At 67.4% G+C, this 13,523-nt stretch carries 15 protein-coding genes and 1 tRNA gene; 14 read left to right on the top strand and 2 right to left on the bottom strand.

Annotation, left to right across the window (positions count from 1 at the left end; all coding sequences use genetic code 11):
- Positions 1-44: 44 nt before the first annotated feature.
- Positions 45-248, bottom strand: a complete 204-nt coding sequence (locus tag QZ546_RS15705; protein WP_294239698.1) for a hypothetical protein — start codon at positions 246-248, stop codon at positions 45-47.
- 162 nt (positions 249-410) lie between these two features.
- Here QZ546_RS15705 and QZ546_RS15700 point away from each other — a divergent pair, with 162 nt between their 5' ends.
- Positions 411-596 carry a hypothetical protein gene (locus QZ546_RS15700; RefSeq protein ID WP_294239598.1) on the top strand — a complete coding sequence of 62 codons (186 nt, stop codon included), beginning with the start codon at positions 411-413 and terminating at the stop codon, positions 594-596.
- Positions 597-879: 283 nt separating this feature from the next.
- Here the strand turns inward: QZ546_RS15700 and QZ546_RS15695 are convergent, their stop codons facing one another.
- On the bottom strand, positions 880-1,515 hold the full coding sequence (locus QZ546_RS15695; RefSeq protein ID WP_367113537.1) for a helix-turn-helix transcriptional regulator: 636 nt from the start codon (positions 1,513-1,515) through the stop codon (positions 880-882).
- A gap of 78 nt (positions 1,516-1,593) precedes the next feature.
- Between QZ546_RS15695 and QZ546_RS15690 the strand changes: the two genes are divergently transcribed.
- From QZ546_RS15690 to QZ546_RS15630, 13 genes are all read left to right on the top strand, one after another.
- The gene (locus QZ546_RS15690; protein WP_294239596.1) at positions 1,594-1,770 is read left to right on the top strand and encodes a hypothetical protein; all 177 of its coding nucleotides are present in this window, start codon (positions 1,594-1,596) and stop codon (positions 1,768-1,770) included.
- A complete protein-coding gene (locus QZ546_RS15685) occupies positions 1,767-2,123 on the top strand; it encodes a hypothetical protein (RefSeq protein WP_294239594.1) in 357 nt (118 codons plus the stop codon). The genes QZ546_RS15690 and QZ546_RS15685 overlap by 4 nt, the downstream gene beginning before the upstream one ends.
- Before the next feature lie 99 nt (positions 2,124-2,222).
- Entirely contained in the window at positions 2,223-4,349 is a 2,127-nt protein-coding gene (locus QZ546_RS15680; RefSeq protein ID WP_294239591.1) for a TonB-dependent receptor, read from the top strand.
- Between the two features lie 210 nt (positions 4,350-4,559).
- A complete protein-coding gene (locus QZ546_RS15675) occupies positions 4,560-5,744 on the top strand; it encodes an acyl-CoA dehydrogenase (protein WP_294239588.1) in 1,185 nt (394 codons plus the stop codon).
- Between the two features lie 142 nt (positions 5,745-5,886).
- Positions 5,887-7,011, top strand: coding sequence for a CaiB/BaiF CoA-transferase family protein (locus QZ546_RS15670; RefSeq protein WP_294239586.1), 1,125 nt, complete (start codon positions 5,887-5,889; stop codon positions 7,009-7,011).
- A 35-nt stretch (positions 7,012-7,046) separates the two neighbouring features.
- The gene (locus QZ546_RS15665) at positions 7,047-7,625 is read left to right on the top strand and encodes a (2Fe-2S)-binding protein (protein WP_294239583.1); all 579 of its coding nucleotides are present in this window, start codon (positions 7,047-7,049) and stop codon (positions 7,623-7,625) included.
- An 89-nt stretch (positions 7,626-7,714) separates the two neighbouring features.
- Complete coding sequence (locus QZ546_RS15660; protein ID WP_294239582.1) at positions 7,715-8,710, top strand: RcnB family protein; 996 nt, start codon at positions 7,715-7,717, stop codon at positions 8,708-8,710.
- A gap of 73 nt (positions 8,711-8,783) precedes the next feature.
- Positions 8,784-9,479, top strand: coding sequence for a 2OG-Fe(II) oxygenase (locus QZ546_RS15655; RefSeq protein WP_294239579.1), 696 nt, complete (start codon positions 8,784-8,786; stop codon positions 9,477-9,479).
- A gap of 75 nt (positions 9,480-9,554) precedes the next feature.
- Entirely contained in the window at positions 9,555-11,309 is a 1,755-nt protein-coding gene (recJ, locus tag QZ546_RS15650) for a single-stranded-DNA-specific exonuclease RecJ (protein WP_294239574.1), read from the top strand.
- 68 nt (positions 11,310-11,377) lie between these two features.
- Positions 11,378-11,452, top strand: a tRNA-Glu gene (locus QZ546_RS15645).
- Positions 11,453-11,547: 95 nt separating this feature from the next.
- Positions 11,548-11,814, top strand: coding sequence for a DUF6538 domain-containing protein (locus QZ546_RS15640; protein WP_367113538.1), 267 nt, complete (start codon positions 11,548-11,550; stop codon positions 11,812-11,814).
- Positions 11,780-12,220 carry a hypothetical protein gene (locus QZ546_RS15635; protein ID WP_294239569.1) on the top strand — a complete coding sequence of 147 codons (441 nt, stop codon included), beginning with the start codon at positions 11,780-11,782 and terminating at the stop codon, positions 12,218-12,220. The genes QZ546_RS15640 and QZ546_RS15635 overlap by 35 nt, the downstream gene beginning before the upstream one ends.
- Positions 12,221-12,297: 77 nt before the next feature.
- Positions 12,298-13,362, top strand: coding sequence for a site-specific integrase (locus tag QZ546_RS15630; RefSeq protein ID WP_294239566.1), 1,065 nt, complete (start codon positions 12,298-12,300; stop codon positions 13,360-13,362).
- The last annotated feature ends 161 nt before the right edge of the window (positions 13,363-13,523 follow it).

The following is a 13,523-nucleotide window of genomic DNA, read 5'->3' as shown; positions in this document are numbered from 1 at the left end:
CGATCATCTGGGCAGATTTGCCGCGCCGATGGTCGCGGGCAAGGTCAATGGACGGTGCCGAAGGCCTGTTCGCGCGACAGCAGGTCGATCAGGCGCTCGATCTGGCGCCAGCGGCAGAAATGGATGTGATTGCCCAGGTCGCGGCTGCGCCCGGCACGCGCGGCGGCCTCTCCACCGGCCGATTCGCCGAACATCTCGATAAGCTCGGCCGCGGTCGCCACATCGGTATCGGTCACGAAGGGAGTCATATAATCGGTGTCGCGATAATCGCGCATGGATACTCCTGGACCGGAACTCGAACGCCGCCCCAATAGGCCAGGGTCGTGAATTTAACAGCTACATTCCGTGGTTAACGACCGAGCGACCATGCATGGCTGGCTTCCGGACATCCGGCATGACAGGATGGCGCGATGAACACGCCCCATGATCCCACCCCGCCGCCTGCGACCGTGCAATCCGGCGGCATCTTCCTGGCGCTGGGGGTGGTCGGCGGGATCGTCGTGGGGCTGGCGACGGGCGAAGTCACGCTGGGCGTGCTGATCGGCCTGGCGGTCGGCATCGCGATCGCGCTGTTGATCTGGTGGCGTGGGCGGTGAGTGTTTACGCCATGTCGGTCGCTGAGTCCGACCCGCCAGCACCCTCGTCCTTCCCTCTCCCCTGGACAGGGGAGAGGGTTAGCGAAGCTTGCCAGCGTGCTGGCTAGCGCAGCTTGGGTGAGGGGTTGAGCGAGCCCTGTGGGCTCGCGCGCTCGGTCCCCGAGCGCCCACCCCTCACCCAGCTTCGACTAAGCCTTTGCTTTCGCAAAGACCAAGTCTGCGCAACCCTCTCCCCTCTGCGAGGGGCGAGGGAAGAATGGGCATGGTTGAATGCCAAGCCGACCTAGCTCGGCATCCGCATCTGCCAGACGACACGCCCAATCACCACGATGGGCCCATCCGGTAACGGCGGCGCGGCGGGGTTGTCGCTGGTGGCGATCAGCCCCGCTTCCCCGGCCCGGACTCGCTTGACCATCAACACGTCGCCGATGCGGATGACGTAGAGCCCACCGCGCACGGTCGGACGCATATCGTCCTGATCGACCACCAGGTGATCGCCCTCGACCAGTCCCGGCGCCATCGAATCGCCGCGCACCCGGATGACCGACGCCGCACCGTCGCGCAGGCCCAACCGCCGCGCCAGCCCCCGGTCGATCGCCTCGACACCCAGCATCACCTCGCCGTCCACGGTCGCCCCCGGCCCCGCCGACGCCGCCACCGACAGGCGCGGGACCAGCATCGGACCGCCCCCCGGCGCTGCGCCCAGCCGGGTCTCGGGCACCCCGAAAAATTCCGCGAGCTGCCGCCGATCCCCCTCGGCCAGGACACGCGGCGTTCCCCGCTGCACGAACTGCTGCAGATAGGCGTCGTTGCGGCCGATCATACGCGACAGCGCGGCCAGGCTGACGCCCGCCCCGTTCGCCAGCTCCTGAAGCACCATCCGGATATCGGGGTCGGCCATGCCTTGCATCATAGTCATAGGATTTTTCCTAGACAAGTTGGAAATTGGAACAGATCATGAACATCAGGAAGAGATTCGGACTTTGGGAGAACGTCCATGGAATTGCTGAGGGTGATCGAACGCTATCTGAAACGCAGCCGGATGCCGGAGACGAAATTCGGGCGGCTGGCGGTCAACGACCCGCGCTTGGTCAGCGACCTGCGCAAGGGGCGCGAGCCCGGGCAGCAGATGATCGCCCGCGTCGCGGCCTTCATCGCGGAGCATACCGCATGAACGCCTTCGCCCGGATCGCGCCGGTTCGCCGCGCCCGTTTCGTAAGCCATCGCCCTGCGGATCGTGGCGATCGGCTGGCCCGTGCGCTCACCGCCGATGCGTCGCGCGCGGGCTGTATGATCCGGTTGACGGTCGAGGCAGTCGAGCCCTGGTCTTCGGCGACGTTCAGCGGATCGCTCATCACCCTGACCCTGACCGCCCCGAGCGGCCCGGCCCTGGCCGCCTGGCTGTCGGAACTGCCCGATCGCGACATTCCGCTGGGCCGCGATATCGTCGCCGACCTTAGCGTCGTGCCGCAGGCGGACGGCTGGCGGGTGCAGGCCTTGCTCTGCCTGGATGCCGCCCAAGGGTGACACCGTGGATGACGCCAGCGACATCAAATCATCATTTTCTACTTGATATGTTGTATCACATCGGTAGGCAACGGGGCTTCATTTACGGGAGCCCTGTTCGTGTTCAAGCCCGCCCTCTTGTCCGGCCTGTCGGCCACCGCCCTCGCCAGCCTTCTGGCCGCACCCGCCGCCGCGCAGACCGCCCCCTCTGCCCAACGCGGCCGCGAGATCGTGGTGACCGCGCCGGTGCAGCAGTCGGAGGCCGACGTGCTGTCGGGCACCTCGATCGTGACCGGCGACGAGTTGCAACGCGCGATCCGCCCGACCATCGGCGAGACGCTGGCGCGCCAGCCGGGCGTGTCGGCGACCTCCTTCGGCCCCAACGCCTCGCGCCCCGTTCTGCGCGGCTTCCAGGGCGAGCGCATCCGCGTGCTGACCGACGGCATCGGCTCGATCGACGTGTCGAACACCAGCGTCGACCATGCCGTCGTCATCAATCCGCTGCTCGCCGAGCGGGTCGAGGTGCTGCGCGGCCCTTCCGCCCTGCTGTTCGGATCGTCGGCGGTGGGCGGTGTGGTCAACGTCATCGACACGCGTATCCCGCGCGTCGTGCCGGAAAAGGGCTACAGCCTGTCGGGCATGGCCTCCTATGGCTCGGCGGCGACCGAGCGGTCGGTGGCGGGCGCGGCGGACGTCGCGGTGGGCAGGCAGTTCGTGCTGCACGCCGACGGCTCATACCTGAAGACCGACGACCTGAAGATCGGCGGCTATGTCCTGGCGCCGCGCGCCCGTGCCGAGGCGCAGGCCTCAGCGGCGCTGGCGCCCAACGACCCGCTCGATTTCGGCCGCGTCGCCAATCTGCGCGGCCGCCTGCCCAACACCGCCAGCGAGACCTGGACGGCGGGCGTCGGCGGCGCGCTGATCACCGATACCGGCTCGCTGGGCATCGCGTACAGCCATTATGACAGCCTGTACGGCGTGCCGGTCCGCTACGCCCTGACGCCGGGCGGCGAAGAGCCCGAGGCCCCGCGCCTCAGCCTGGTCCAGAACCGTCTCGACCTGCGCGGCGAGATCGAGACGGGCGGCGGCTTCCTCGACCGCATCCGCCTGCGCGCCGGGGCCGCCGAATATCGCCATTTCGAGCTGGAAGAGAGCGGCGAGGTCGGCACCGCCTTCTACAACAAGGGCATCGAAAGCCGCCTGGAACTGGTCCAGACCAAGCGCGGCGGCTGGCAGGGTGCGTCGGGCGTGCAGTTCTTCAACCGCGACTTCGACGTGAAGGGGGACGAGGCGTTCCTGCCGCGCAACAACACCGCGCAGGTCGGCCTGTTCACCCTGCAACAGCTGGATCGCGGCGCGTTCAAAATGGAGGCCGGCGCCCGCTATGAGCATACCTCGCTGACCGCGCGTACGGCGGTGAGCGACGACCGCTTCTTCCGCGGCCAGCGCAGCTTCGACGCCTTCTCGGGTTCGATCGGCGCCAGCTATGGCTTCGCCCCCGACTGGCGGGCGGGCCTGAACCTGTCGCGCACCGAGCGCGCGCCGTCCGCCGAGGAACTGTTCGCCAACGGCCCGCACGCCGGGACCGAGGCCTATGAGCTGGGCAATCCGAACTTCAAGAAGGAAGCCAGCTGGGGCATCGAGGCAACCGTCCACGGGCATGGCGACGGTTACAGCTTCGACGCCTCGGCCTATTACAACCGCTTCTCCAACTATATCTATGACGCGCTGGTCCAGCAGGGTCCGTGCGAAGCCGCCGCTGCCCCCTCGGGCCGTGAGGTCGACCTGCCCTGCTTCGCCTATGCGCAGGCCGATGCCCGCTATTACGGCATCGAGGCGGAAGGCTCGCTGCGCCTCGCCACGATCGGCCGGTACGCGATCAATGCCGATCTGCTGGGCGACTATGTCCATGCCCAGATCATCGACACGGGGCCTGCCCCGCGCATCCCGCCGCTGCGCCTGCTCGGCGGACTGGAGGCGCAGTCGGACAGCGTGAACGCCCGCGTGGAGGTGGAACGCAGCTTCAAGCAGACCCGCGTCCTCGGCCTGGAGACGCCGACCAACGGCTTCACGCTGGTCAACGCTTCGGTGCAGCTGAAGCCCTGGGGCACGCTGAACCCGACGACGCTGACCCTGTCGGCGAACAATATCTTCGACGTCGACGCCCGCCGCCATGCCAGCGTCATGAAGGACTTCGCCCCCCTCGCCGGGCGCGACCTGCGCGCGACGCTCAGCTTCAAGCTGTAACCACTATTCCTCCCCTTGCAGGGGAGGTGGCAGGCCACAGGCCTGACGGAGGGGTGTCCCGACCGGTGAGGTATGGAATCCTCACGGCCGGTGACACCCCTCCACCATGCTTCGCATGGTCCCCCTCCCCTTGCACGGGAGGAACAGGGGAGCAGGGGTGGACAAACCCCGCGGCCTTCCCGAGAAGCGGGGACATAAGGAGAGAGACCTATGTCCCGAATGGGCAAGTTCGATTGGGCGGACCCGTTCCTGCTCGACGACCAGCTGACCGATGACGAGCGGATGATCCGTGACACCGCGCGCGCCTATGCCGACGACCGGCTGGCGCCGCGCATCATCGACGCCTTTGCCAACGAGCATACCGATCCCGAAATCTTCCGCGAGATGGGGCAGATGGGCCTGCTGGGCCCCACCATCCCGGAAGAATATGGCGGCGTCGGCGCCTCCTATGTCGCGTACGGCCTGATCGCGCGCGAGGTGGAGCGGATCGACAGCGGATACCGCTCGATGATGAGCGTGCAGTCCAGCCTCGTCATGTATCCGATCCATGCTTACGGCTCGGACGAACAGAAGCGCCGCTATCTGCCCAAGCTGGCAAGCGGCGAATGGATCGGCTGTTTCGGCCTGACCGAGCCCGATGCAGGTTCCGACCCCGGCGGGATGCGCACCACCGCGAAGAAGGTGGAGGGCGGATATGTCCTGTCGGGCGCCAAGACCTGGATCTCCAATGCGCCGATCGCCGACGTCTTCGTGATCTGGGCCAAGTCGGAGGCGCATGGCGGTGCGATCCGGGGCTTCGTGCTGGAAAAGGGCATGAAGGGCCTGTCCGCGCCCAAAATCGAGAACAAGCTGTCCCTGCGCGCCTCGATCACCGGCATGGTGATGATGGACGAGGTCGCGGTCGGCGAAGACGCGCTGCTGCCGCATGTCGAGGGGTTGAAGGGGCCGTTCGGCTGTCTCAACCGCGCCCGCTACGGCATCAGCTGGGGCGCGCTGGGCGCGGCCGAGTTCTGTTTCCACGCCGCGCGCCAATATGGCCTGGACCGCAAGCAGTTCGGACGGCCGCTGGCGGCGACGCAACTCTACCAGAAGAAGCTGGCCGATATGGAGACCGAGATCGCGCTGGGCTTGCAGGCCTCCTTACGCGTCGGGCGGCTGATGGACGAGGGCCGGTTCGCGCCCGAGATGATATCGATCGTCAAGCGCAACAATGTCGGCAAGGCCCTCGATATCGCGCGGGCCGCGCGCGACATGCATGGCGGCAACGGGATTTCAGGCGAATATCAGGTGATGCGTCACCTGATGAACCTGGAGACGGTCAACACCTATGAAGGCGCGCACGACGTCCACGCGCTGATCCTCGGCCGCGCCATCACCGGGATCGCAGCGTTTTGATCCCGTCTAAAATCCTCCCCATCTCCGATGGGGAGGGGGACCGCGCCCGCAGGGCGTGGTGGAGGGGCATGGCCGGTTCGTCCCGCCCCTCCACCATGCTGCGCATGGTCCCCCTCCCCAAGCACAGCTTGGGGAGGAATTGATGACCAATCCCCCGCCCCTTGCCGGCCTGAAGGTCGTCGAACTCGCCCGCATCCTGGCCGGTCCCTGGGCCGGGCAGGTGCTGGCCGATCTCGGTGCGGAGGTGATCAAGGTCGAAAGCCCCGAGGGCGATGACACCCGCCGCTGGGGCCCGCCCTTTATCGACAATCCCGATGGCAGCCGGGACGCGGCCTATTTCCACGCCGCCAATCGCGGCAAGACCTCGGTCGTCGCCGACTTTTCGACGCCGGAGGGACAGGCCAGGGTCCGCGCGCTGATCGCCGATGCCGATGTCGTCATCGAGAATTTCAAGCTGGGCGGCCTCGCCCGCTACGGCCTGGATTATGCCAGCCTGTCGGCGATCAATCCGCGCCTGGTCTATTGCTCGATCACCGGCTTCGGCCAGGACGGGCCCTATGCGCCGCGCGCCGGATACGACTTCATCGTCCAGGGCATGAGCGGCATCATGGACCTGACCGGCGAGCCCGGCGGCGCGCCGCAGAAGATCGGCGTCGCGCTCGCCGACATCATGACCGGGCTCTACGCCGTCATCGCCATCCAAGCGGCGCTGCACATGCGCGAGCGGACGGGGCGGGGCCAGCAGATCGACATGGCGCTGCTCGATACGATGACCGGCGTGCTGGCGAACCAGGCGATGAACTATCTTGCCTCGGGCCGGACGCCGACGCGGCTGGGCAATGCGCATCCCAATATCGTGCCCTATGCGGCGTTCCCCGCGAGCGACGGCTGGTTCATCCTGGCGGTCGGCAACGATGCGCAGTTCCGTCGCTTCGCGAGCGTGGTCGGGATCGACGGCGACGACCCGCGCTACGCTACCAATGCGCTGCGCTGCGAACATCGTGCCGAACTGACCCCGGTGATCGAGGCAGCAACCGCCCGCTGGCCACGCGACGAACTGCTTGCCGCACTGGAGGCCGCTGGCGTTCCGGCGGGGCCGATCAACACGGTCGAACAGGCCTTTGCCGACCCGCAGATCGTCGCGCGCGGCATGGCCATCCAGCCGGAGCGCCCCGACGGCTCGACCGTGCCCGGCGTCCGTACCCCGATCCGCTTTTCCGACGCCGACCTGTCGCTCGACCGTGCAGCGCCGATGCTGGGGCGGTAGCTCCCCGCAACCCTATCGGCTAAGCCGTCTCCGCGATGACCAGCCTCACCGTCAACAATCAGCCCGTCCGCTACCGCCTGCCGCCGGACACGCCGCTGCTATGGGCGCTGCGGGATGCGTCGAACCTGACCGGCACCAAATATGGCTGCGGCACCGGCGATTGTGGCGCCTGCACCGTCGACATAGACGACCGCGCGGTGCGCAGCTGCCAGGTGCCGATCGGCCGGATCGAAGGCAGCGTCGTCACCACGATCGAGGGGCTGTCGCGCGACCGCTCGCACCCCGTGCAGCAGGCCTTTCTGGCCGCCAATGTCGGCCAGTGCGGATATTGCATCCCCGGCATGGTGATGGCCGCCGCCGCCCTCATCCGGCGCCATCCCGACCCGTCCGAGGAACTGATCCGCACGCAGATCACCAATTTGTGCCGCTGCGGCATCTATCCCCGGCTGGTCGAGGCGATCCAGCGGGCCGCCAGCGCCGCACGCGGCGAGGAGACGATCCCCGCCGCCGCCCTGCCCGGCACCGAACCGGCGGGCGCCGCCCGCGACGTCCCCGCCCTGGTGCCGGGCGCGACCGGCCGCACGCAAGATGACGCGATTCTTTCACGAAGCTGACAAATGGGTTCAGCAACCGCTCAACGCCGTTCATGCAGAGTCTGTCGCATGATCGGGGTCGGCATGTGCGCCGACACATGGGGAACGGGATGATGAACAGGCGTTGGATGGCGGCTCTGCTGGCGGCGACCACAATGGTGGCGGGGGCGACCCCGGCGATGTTGCGCGCGCAGGAGATGCGGATGGACGAAGGGCCACGCGCCCGTCATGAAGGTGGCCCGCCGCGTGGCGGCCCTGGCGGCCCCGCCGGTCGCTTGGAGCGCAGCGAAGGTCGCCCGATCTTCCATGATCGCCAGTCCTTCCCCGAAAACCGCCCGACGCCGGACGATCGCCCGGCCTTCCGCCCGGACCATGCCGAGGCACCGCGTCCTCCCGCCCCCGCGCCCGAGCAGCCACGCGGCGGGAACGATCGCGGCGGCTGGCGCGACAGGCCCGAACCGTCCCCGGCGCCCGTGCCCGGACAGGAGCGCTATTGGGGCAACCGCGGCGACTGGCGCGATCGCGTCCAACCCACGCCCATGCCCGGTCCCGATCGGGTCGGGCCCAGCGGCGTGCGCGTCGACCGTCAGAATGGCGGCCCCGGTGGCTGGCGCGACGATCGCCAGGCGCAATCCCAGGATCGGCAGTGGCAGGACCGGCAGCGCCAGGACCAGCGCTGGCGCGACGACGAACGCCGCCAGCGCGAGGATCGCAATCGGTGGCGGCGCAACTATGGCGACTGGCGCGACCATAACGATCAGGCTTACGGCTTTGCCGAGCGGCGGGCCTGGGCGGACCAGTGGAATCGCGGCTGGCGGCGCGATCGGCGCTATGACTGGATGAGCTGGCGCTCGATGAACCGGGGCACCTATCACCTGCCCCGCTATTACGCGCCCTATGGCGGCTATGGCTATCAGCGCTTTTCCAGCGGCGTGATCCTGGACCAGATGTTCTTCGGCCAGAATTACTGGCTGGACGACCCGTTCGCCTATCGCCTGCCCCCCGCTTACGGCCCCTATCGCTGGGTACGCTATTATAACGATGCCCTATTGGTCGACCTGCGCAGCGGGCTGGTCGTCGATGTGGTCTACGACATCTTCTGGTGATCCGGGCGGGAGGGGGTTTTGAAGCACCCCCTCCCTCTTGTCTTTGCCGCCACGCCGTCGCACATCACATCCCATGTCGTTGTTCTCGAGGAAGCCGAAGGGCAACCCCGCCGCCTCCCCCGTCCGCGCACGGTTCGGGCTCACCGTCGCCCAGCAGCTGGACGCGAACCCGGCCGTCACCCGTGTGGCGACCGATGCGGCGCAAATCTATTACCAGGCCGATTTCCTGACCGGCGAGCAATGCGACAGGCTGATGGCGATGATCGACGCCAATCGGCGTCCCTCGACCCTGCTCTCCGACCGGCCCGATTACGGGTTCCGCACCTCGGAAAGCTGCGACATGGCGCGCTGGTCCCCCGATGTGCAGCCGATCGACGAGTCCATCGCCGCGCTGCTCGGCATCGCCCCCGAACAGGGCGAGACGATGCAGGGCCAGCGCTATGCCCCTGGCCAGCAATTCCGCGCGCATCACGATTATTTCCATGAAAGCGAAAGCTATTGGGAAAAGGTGCGCGTACACGGCGGACAGCGGACCTGGACCGCGATGATCTATCTCAACGACGTGCCCGAGGGCGGCGCGACCTGGTTCCCGCAGGCGGGCATCCGCGTCGCGCCGCGCCGGGGCCTGCTGCTCGCCTGGAATAACATGAAACTCGATGGCAGCCCCAACGAGATGACCCTGCACGAGGGGATGCCGGTGGTCGAGGGCACCAAATATGTCATCACCAAATGGTTTCGCGAGGGCAACTGGATCAACCACGCAAGCTGACCGCCTGCTCTTGTCGCGACTCCTGCGCCCGTGGCATGGCGTTCGCGTGACGTTCTCTTCCCCGATGATCCGCCCATGACCGACGTTCTCGGCATCGCCCAGTCGATCCTGGGGCAGCCCTGGCGCTGGCGTGCGCTGGCCGCCGATGCGCGGGACGGCCTGGGCCATGATGATCTGGTCGCGCAACTGCTGCTCGCGCGCGGCTGCCCGCCGGACGCGGTCGAGGCGCACCGCGCGCCCTCGATCCGGGGATTCATGCCCGACCCGTCGATCTTTCGCGACATGGACCGCGCCGCCCATCGCCTCGCCGATGCGGTGATCGCGCGGGAGGCGGTGGCGATCTTCGGCGATTATGACGTGGACGGCGCGACCTCGGCGGCGCTGATGGTCCGCCTGCTCCGCGACCTGGGCCTGGCCCCGCGCCCCTATATCCCCGACCGGATGACGGAAGGCTACGGCCCGACCGAGGCCGCGCTGCTGCGCCTCCAGGCCGAGGGCGCGAACCTGATCGTCACCGTCGATTGCGGCGCCCAGGCCTTCGAGCCACTGGCCGCCGCCCAGGCCGCCGGGATCGAGATACTGGTCGTCGACCATCACAAATGCGCGACCGAGCTGCCCCGCGCCCATGCGGTGGTGAACCCCAATCGCCTGGACGAAACCGAGGGCGCCGCGCACGGCCATCTGGCGGCGGTGGGCGTGTGTTTCCTGCTCGGCGCCGCGCTGATCCGGACGCTGCGCGCGCGGGACTATTTCACCGACCGGGCGGAGCCGCGCCTGCTCGACCTGCTCGACCTGGTCGCGCTGGGCACGGTGGCGGACGTCGCGCCCCTGAAGGGCCTCAACCGCGCCTTCGTGGCACAGGGCCTGAAGGTCATGGCGCAGCGCCGCAATGTCGGGCTGACCGCGCTGACCGAGGCCGCCCGCCTGACCCGCGCGCCGACCTGCTCGGACCTGGGCTTCGCGCTGGGGCCGCGCATCAATGCGGGCGGGCGCGTCGGGCGGGCCGATCTGGGCGTCCGGCTGCTCACCACCGACGATCCGGCCGAGGCCCGCGCGATCGCGGAAGAACTGAACCATTTCAACGACGAGCGCCGCGCGATCGAGGCGGGCGTCCAGGCCACCGCCGAAACCAGCGTCGACCGCAGCCGCCAGGTCGCCGTGGTGTCCGGTGAGGGCTGGCACCCCGGCGTCATCGGCATCGTCGCGGGGCGGCTGAAGGAAAAGCTCGATCGCCCAGCCATCGTCATCGCGCTCGACGAACACGGACTGGGCAAGGGCTCGGGCCGCTCGATCGCGGGCGTCGATCTCGGCGCGGCGATCCTGGCGGCCAAGGAACATGGCCTGCTGATCGCGGGCGGCGGCCACGCCATGGCGGCGGGGCTGACCGTCGAGGCGCACCGAATCGCCGAATTTGCCGATTTCCTGGAGGAACGGCTGGCCGAGGAGGTCATCCGCGCCAGCGCCGGTCGCGCGCTGCTGGTCGACGCAGTGCTGGCGCCCGGTGGGGTCAATCCAGCCTTGGTCGGCGCGATGGACGCCGGCGGGCCCTATGGCATGGGCTGGCCCGCCCCGCGCATCGCGGCGGGCCCCTTCCGGATCATCCGCGCGGACCTGGTGGGCGCGAACCATGTCCGTGCGATCGTCGCGGGCGCGGACGGACGCAGCCTGAAGGCGATGGCGTTCCGCCAGGCCGACACCGCTTTGGGCCAGGCGCTGCTGGGCGCGGGCAGCACCCGCCGCCTGTGGCTGGCGGGCCGCGCCAAGGTGGACGACTGGTCCGGCCGCGACGTCGCCGAACTCCATGTCGAGGACGCCGCCTGGGCCGATTGAACGCCATCGCAAAAAAGCCCTTGACCGTTCCACCCCCCTCCCTTAGAGGCCCCTCCACGCCACCCGGCGGCCCCTTCGTCTAGCGGTTAGGACGCGGCCCTTTCACGGCTGAAACACGGGTTCGATTCCCGTAGGGGTCACCAGCACCCGCCAGAATGGCGGATTTGCGCGGTTTTGGCGGTCTTCATGGACGCTTTACCCATCCTTGTGTACAAAGGATGCGTACAAATTGATCCGTATGGCCACCCCTTTCAAAGATCCTCGCACCGGCATTTTCTACTTCCGACGGGTCGTCCCTGCCGCGCTCCGCCCGTTCTTCGATGGCGCGTCGAGCGAGTATAAGCGCACCCTCAAGACCCGCGATCCCGACGAAGCCCGTCAGCGCTACCACCCGCATGCCGTGATCTATGAGCAGAAGCTTGCCGCGGCTCGTCGCGCCTTCCAGCTGGCAACTCCGCTCGGCACGTGTGATGGTCGACGATTTTCTCGACGGACAATCGGATGAGCAACTCCGCGGCGCGGCGCAGAAGCTCGCCGCGCTCGAGCTCGGGGCATTCGAATATGCCAACGGCCTGACCGAACATGCGCCCGGTGCCCGCTACGACTTCGGCGTGCCGCCGGGCCTTGATGATCTTCGCGATCACGCAAGCCGAACCGCCATGCTGAATGCGGTGCCCGACTTCATGCCCCTGCCTTGGCTGGAGACGTTACAGCGCGTTGCCGCCCTCCCCACCCTCGATCCGATCGAGTGGTTGATCGCAGCGGTGGCTCCGCCAACGCCCTCAGTTCGCCGCTGGCACCCGAACTTTATGAGGCAATTGGTCGCGCATACCTCGACAGGCTCTGCGCCGCCTGCGCCCTCAGCATCGATCCCGCACGAAGGCGTATCCTACCACCCTCGGTCCTTGTGACGGGCTCCGGGGCGGTCGTCCCCGCGCTCTCCCCACCTTCGAACGAACCACAGCTGCCGACACCGCAAGCCAAGACGGTGCCGACCATCACCCAGGTCTATGAAGCCTGGGCTAACTCCGAGCCGCGCGAGGCCAAACTCGTCGACGAGTGGCGAACCGCCGTGAATCGGTTCGCCCAGCTTCATGACGACCCACCCGTCGATCAGATCTCGGTATCGATGGTACGGGCCTATCGCCGCACCTGTGCCGGACTTCCAAGCCGCGCAAAGAAAGAAGTTGCCGCCCTGCCCCTGCTGGAACAGGTCGCACTTGCGGAAGCCGAGGGAATGCCCACGCTTTCGCCCGCGACCGTCAACAAGGCCTTATCGGCCATAAGAGTGACTCTCGAACACGCGGTTGAGGAACTGGAGGTCATCGACGGCAATGTCGCCAAGACCGTGAAGTCCATGGCCAAGAGGTCGATAGAAGACGCACGCCTCCCCTTCGAGCCGGAGGATATGACCAGGATTTTCACCGCGCCTCTGCCGGAACGCAGCGGGGTGGCGCCGCGAACGCTTTTCTGGATACTGATGCTCGCGCCATTCACCGGTTGCCGGCTCGACGAATTGGGCAAACTGCGGCCGGGCAATATCAAGACCTATGATGGCATCCCCTACATTGCCATCGAGCCCGATCGTTTGCGCATCCGCCAGGAACAAGAGGGCCCGGCCAAGCGGATGAAGACTGCCAGCGCCAAACGGGACATCCCGTTGCATTCGACGCTGCTTGAAGCGGGCTTCCTCGATATGGTGAGCGCGCGCCGCGCGGACGGCGCGGAATGGCTGTTTCCCGAACTCGAAGCCAATGCCTATGGCAGCCGGACGCAGCGCCTGTCGCGCGTGCTGAACGATTTCCTCGATGCAATCGGCCTGTCCGATCCCGAACTGGTGTTCTACTCGTTTCGCCACACCGGGAAGCGCGCCGTGCGCGGCAAGGTTTTAAGAGAGATCGTCGATTTGCTCTTCGGCCATGCAGATGGATCCGTCAGCACGCTGTATGGGCGCGGCGCCGAAATGACGGTACTCCGCGACGCCGTAAAGAAGATTCAATACCCTTCGGTCGATTGGCAACCGGTGATCGCAACGGGCCGAACAATGACATGAGGACCAGCGCGGCGAGCCAAACTTCACGTCGCTGCATGATATGTATCTCGCCCTGATGGACGACAATGAGCGGCGGCTACCGACCGATTGTGTTGAAAAAGGCTGGCTTGCAGTAGTGTCGGTGGTCTGATTCAATTGCCTTGAGGCGAGCGGAGACGGGC

The organism is uncultured Sphingomonas sp. (assembly GCF_913062585.1).
Lineage (GTDB): Bacteria > Pseudomonadota > Alphaproteobacteria > Sphingomonadales > Sphingomonadaceae > Sphingomonas.
Note: the sequence above shows the minus strand (reverse complement) of the source record. Positions and strands in the feature narration are given on the sequence as shown.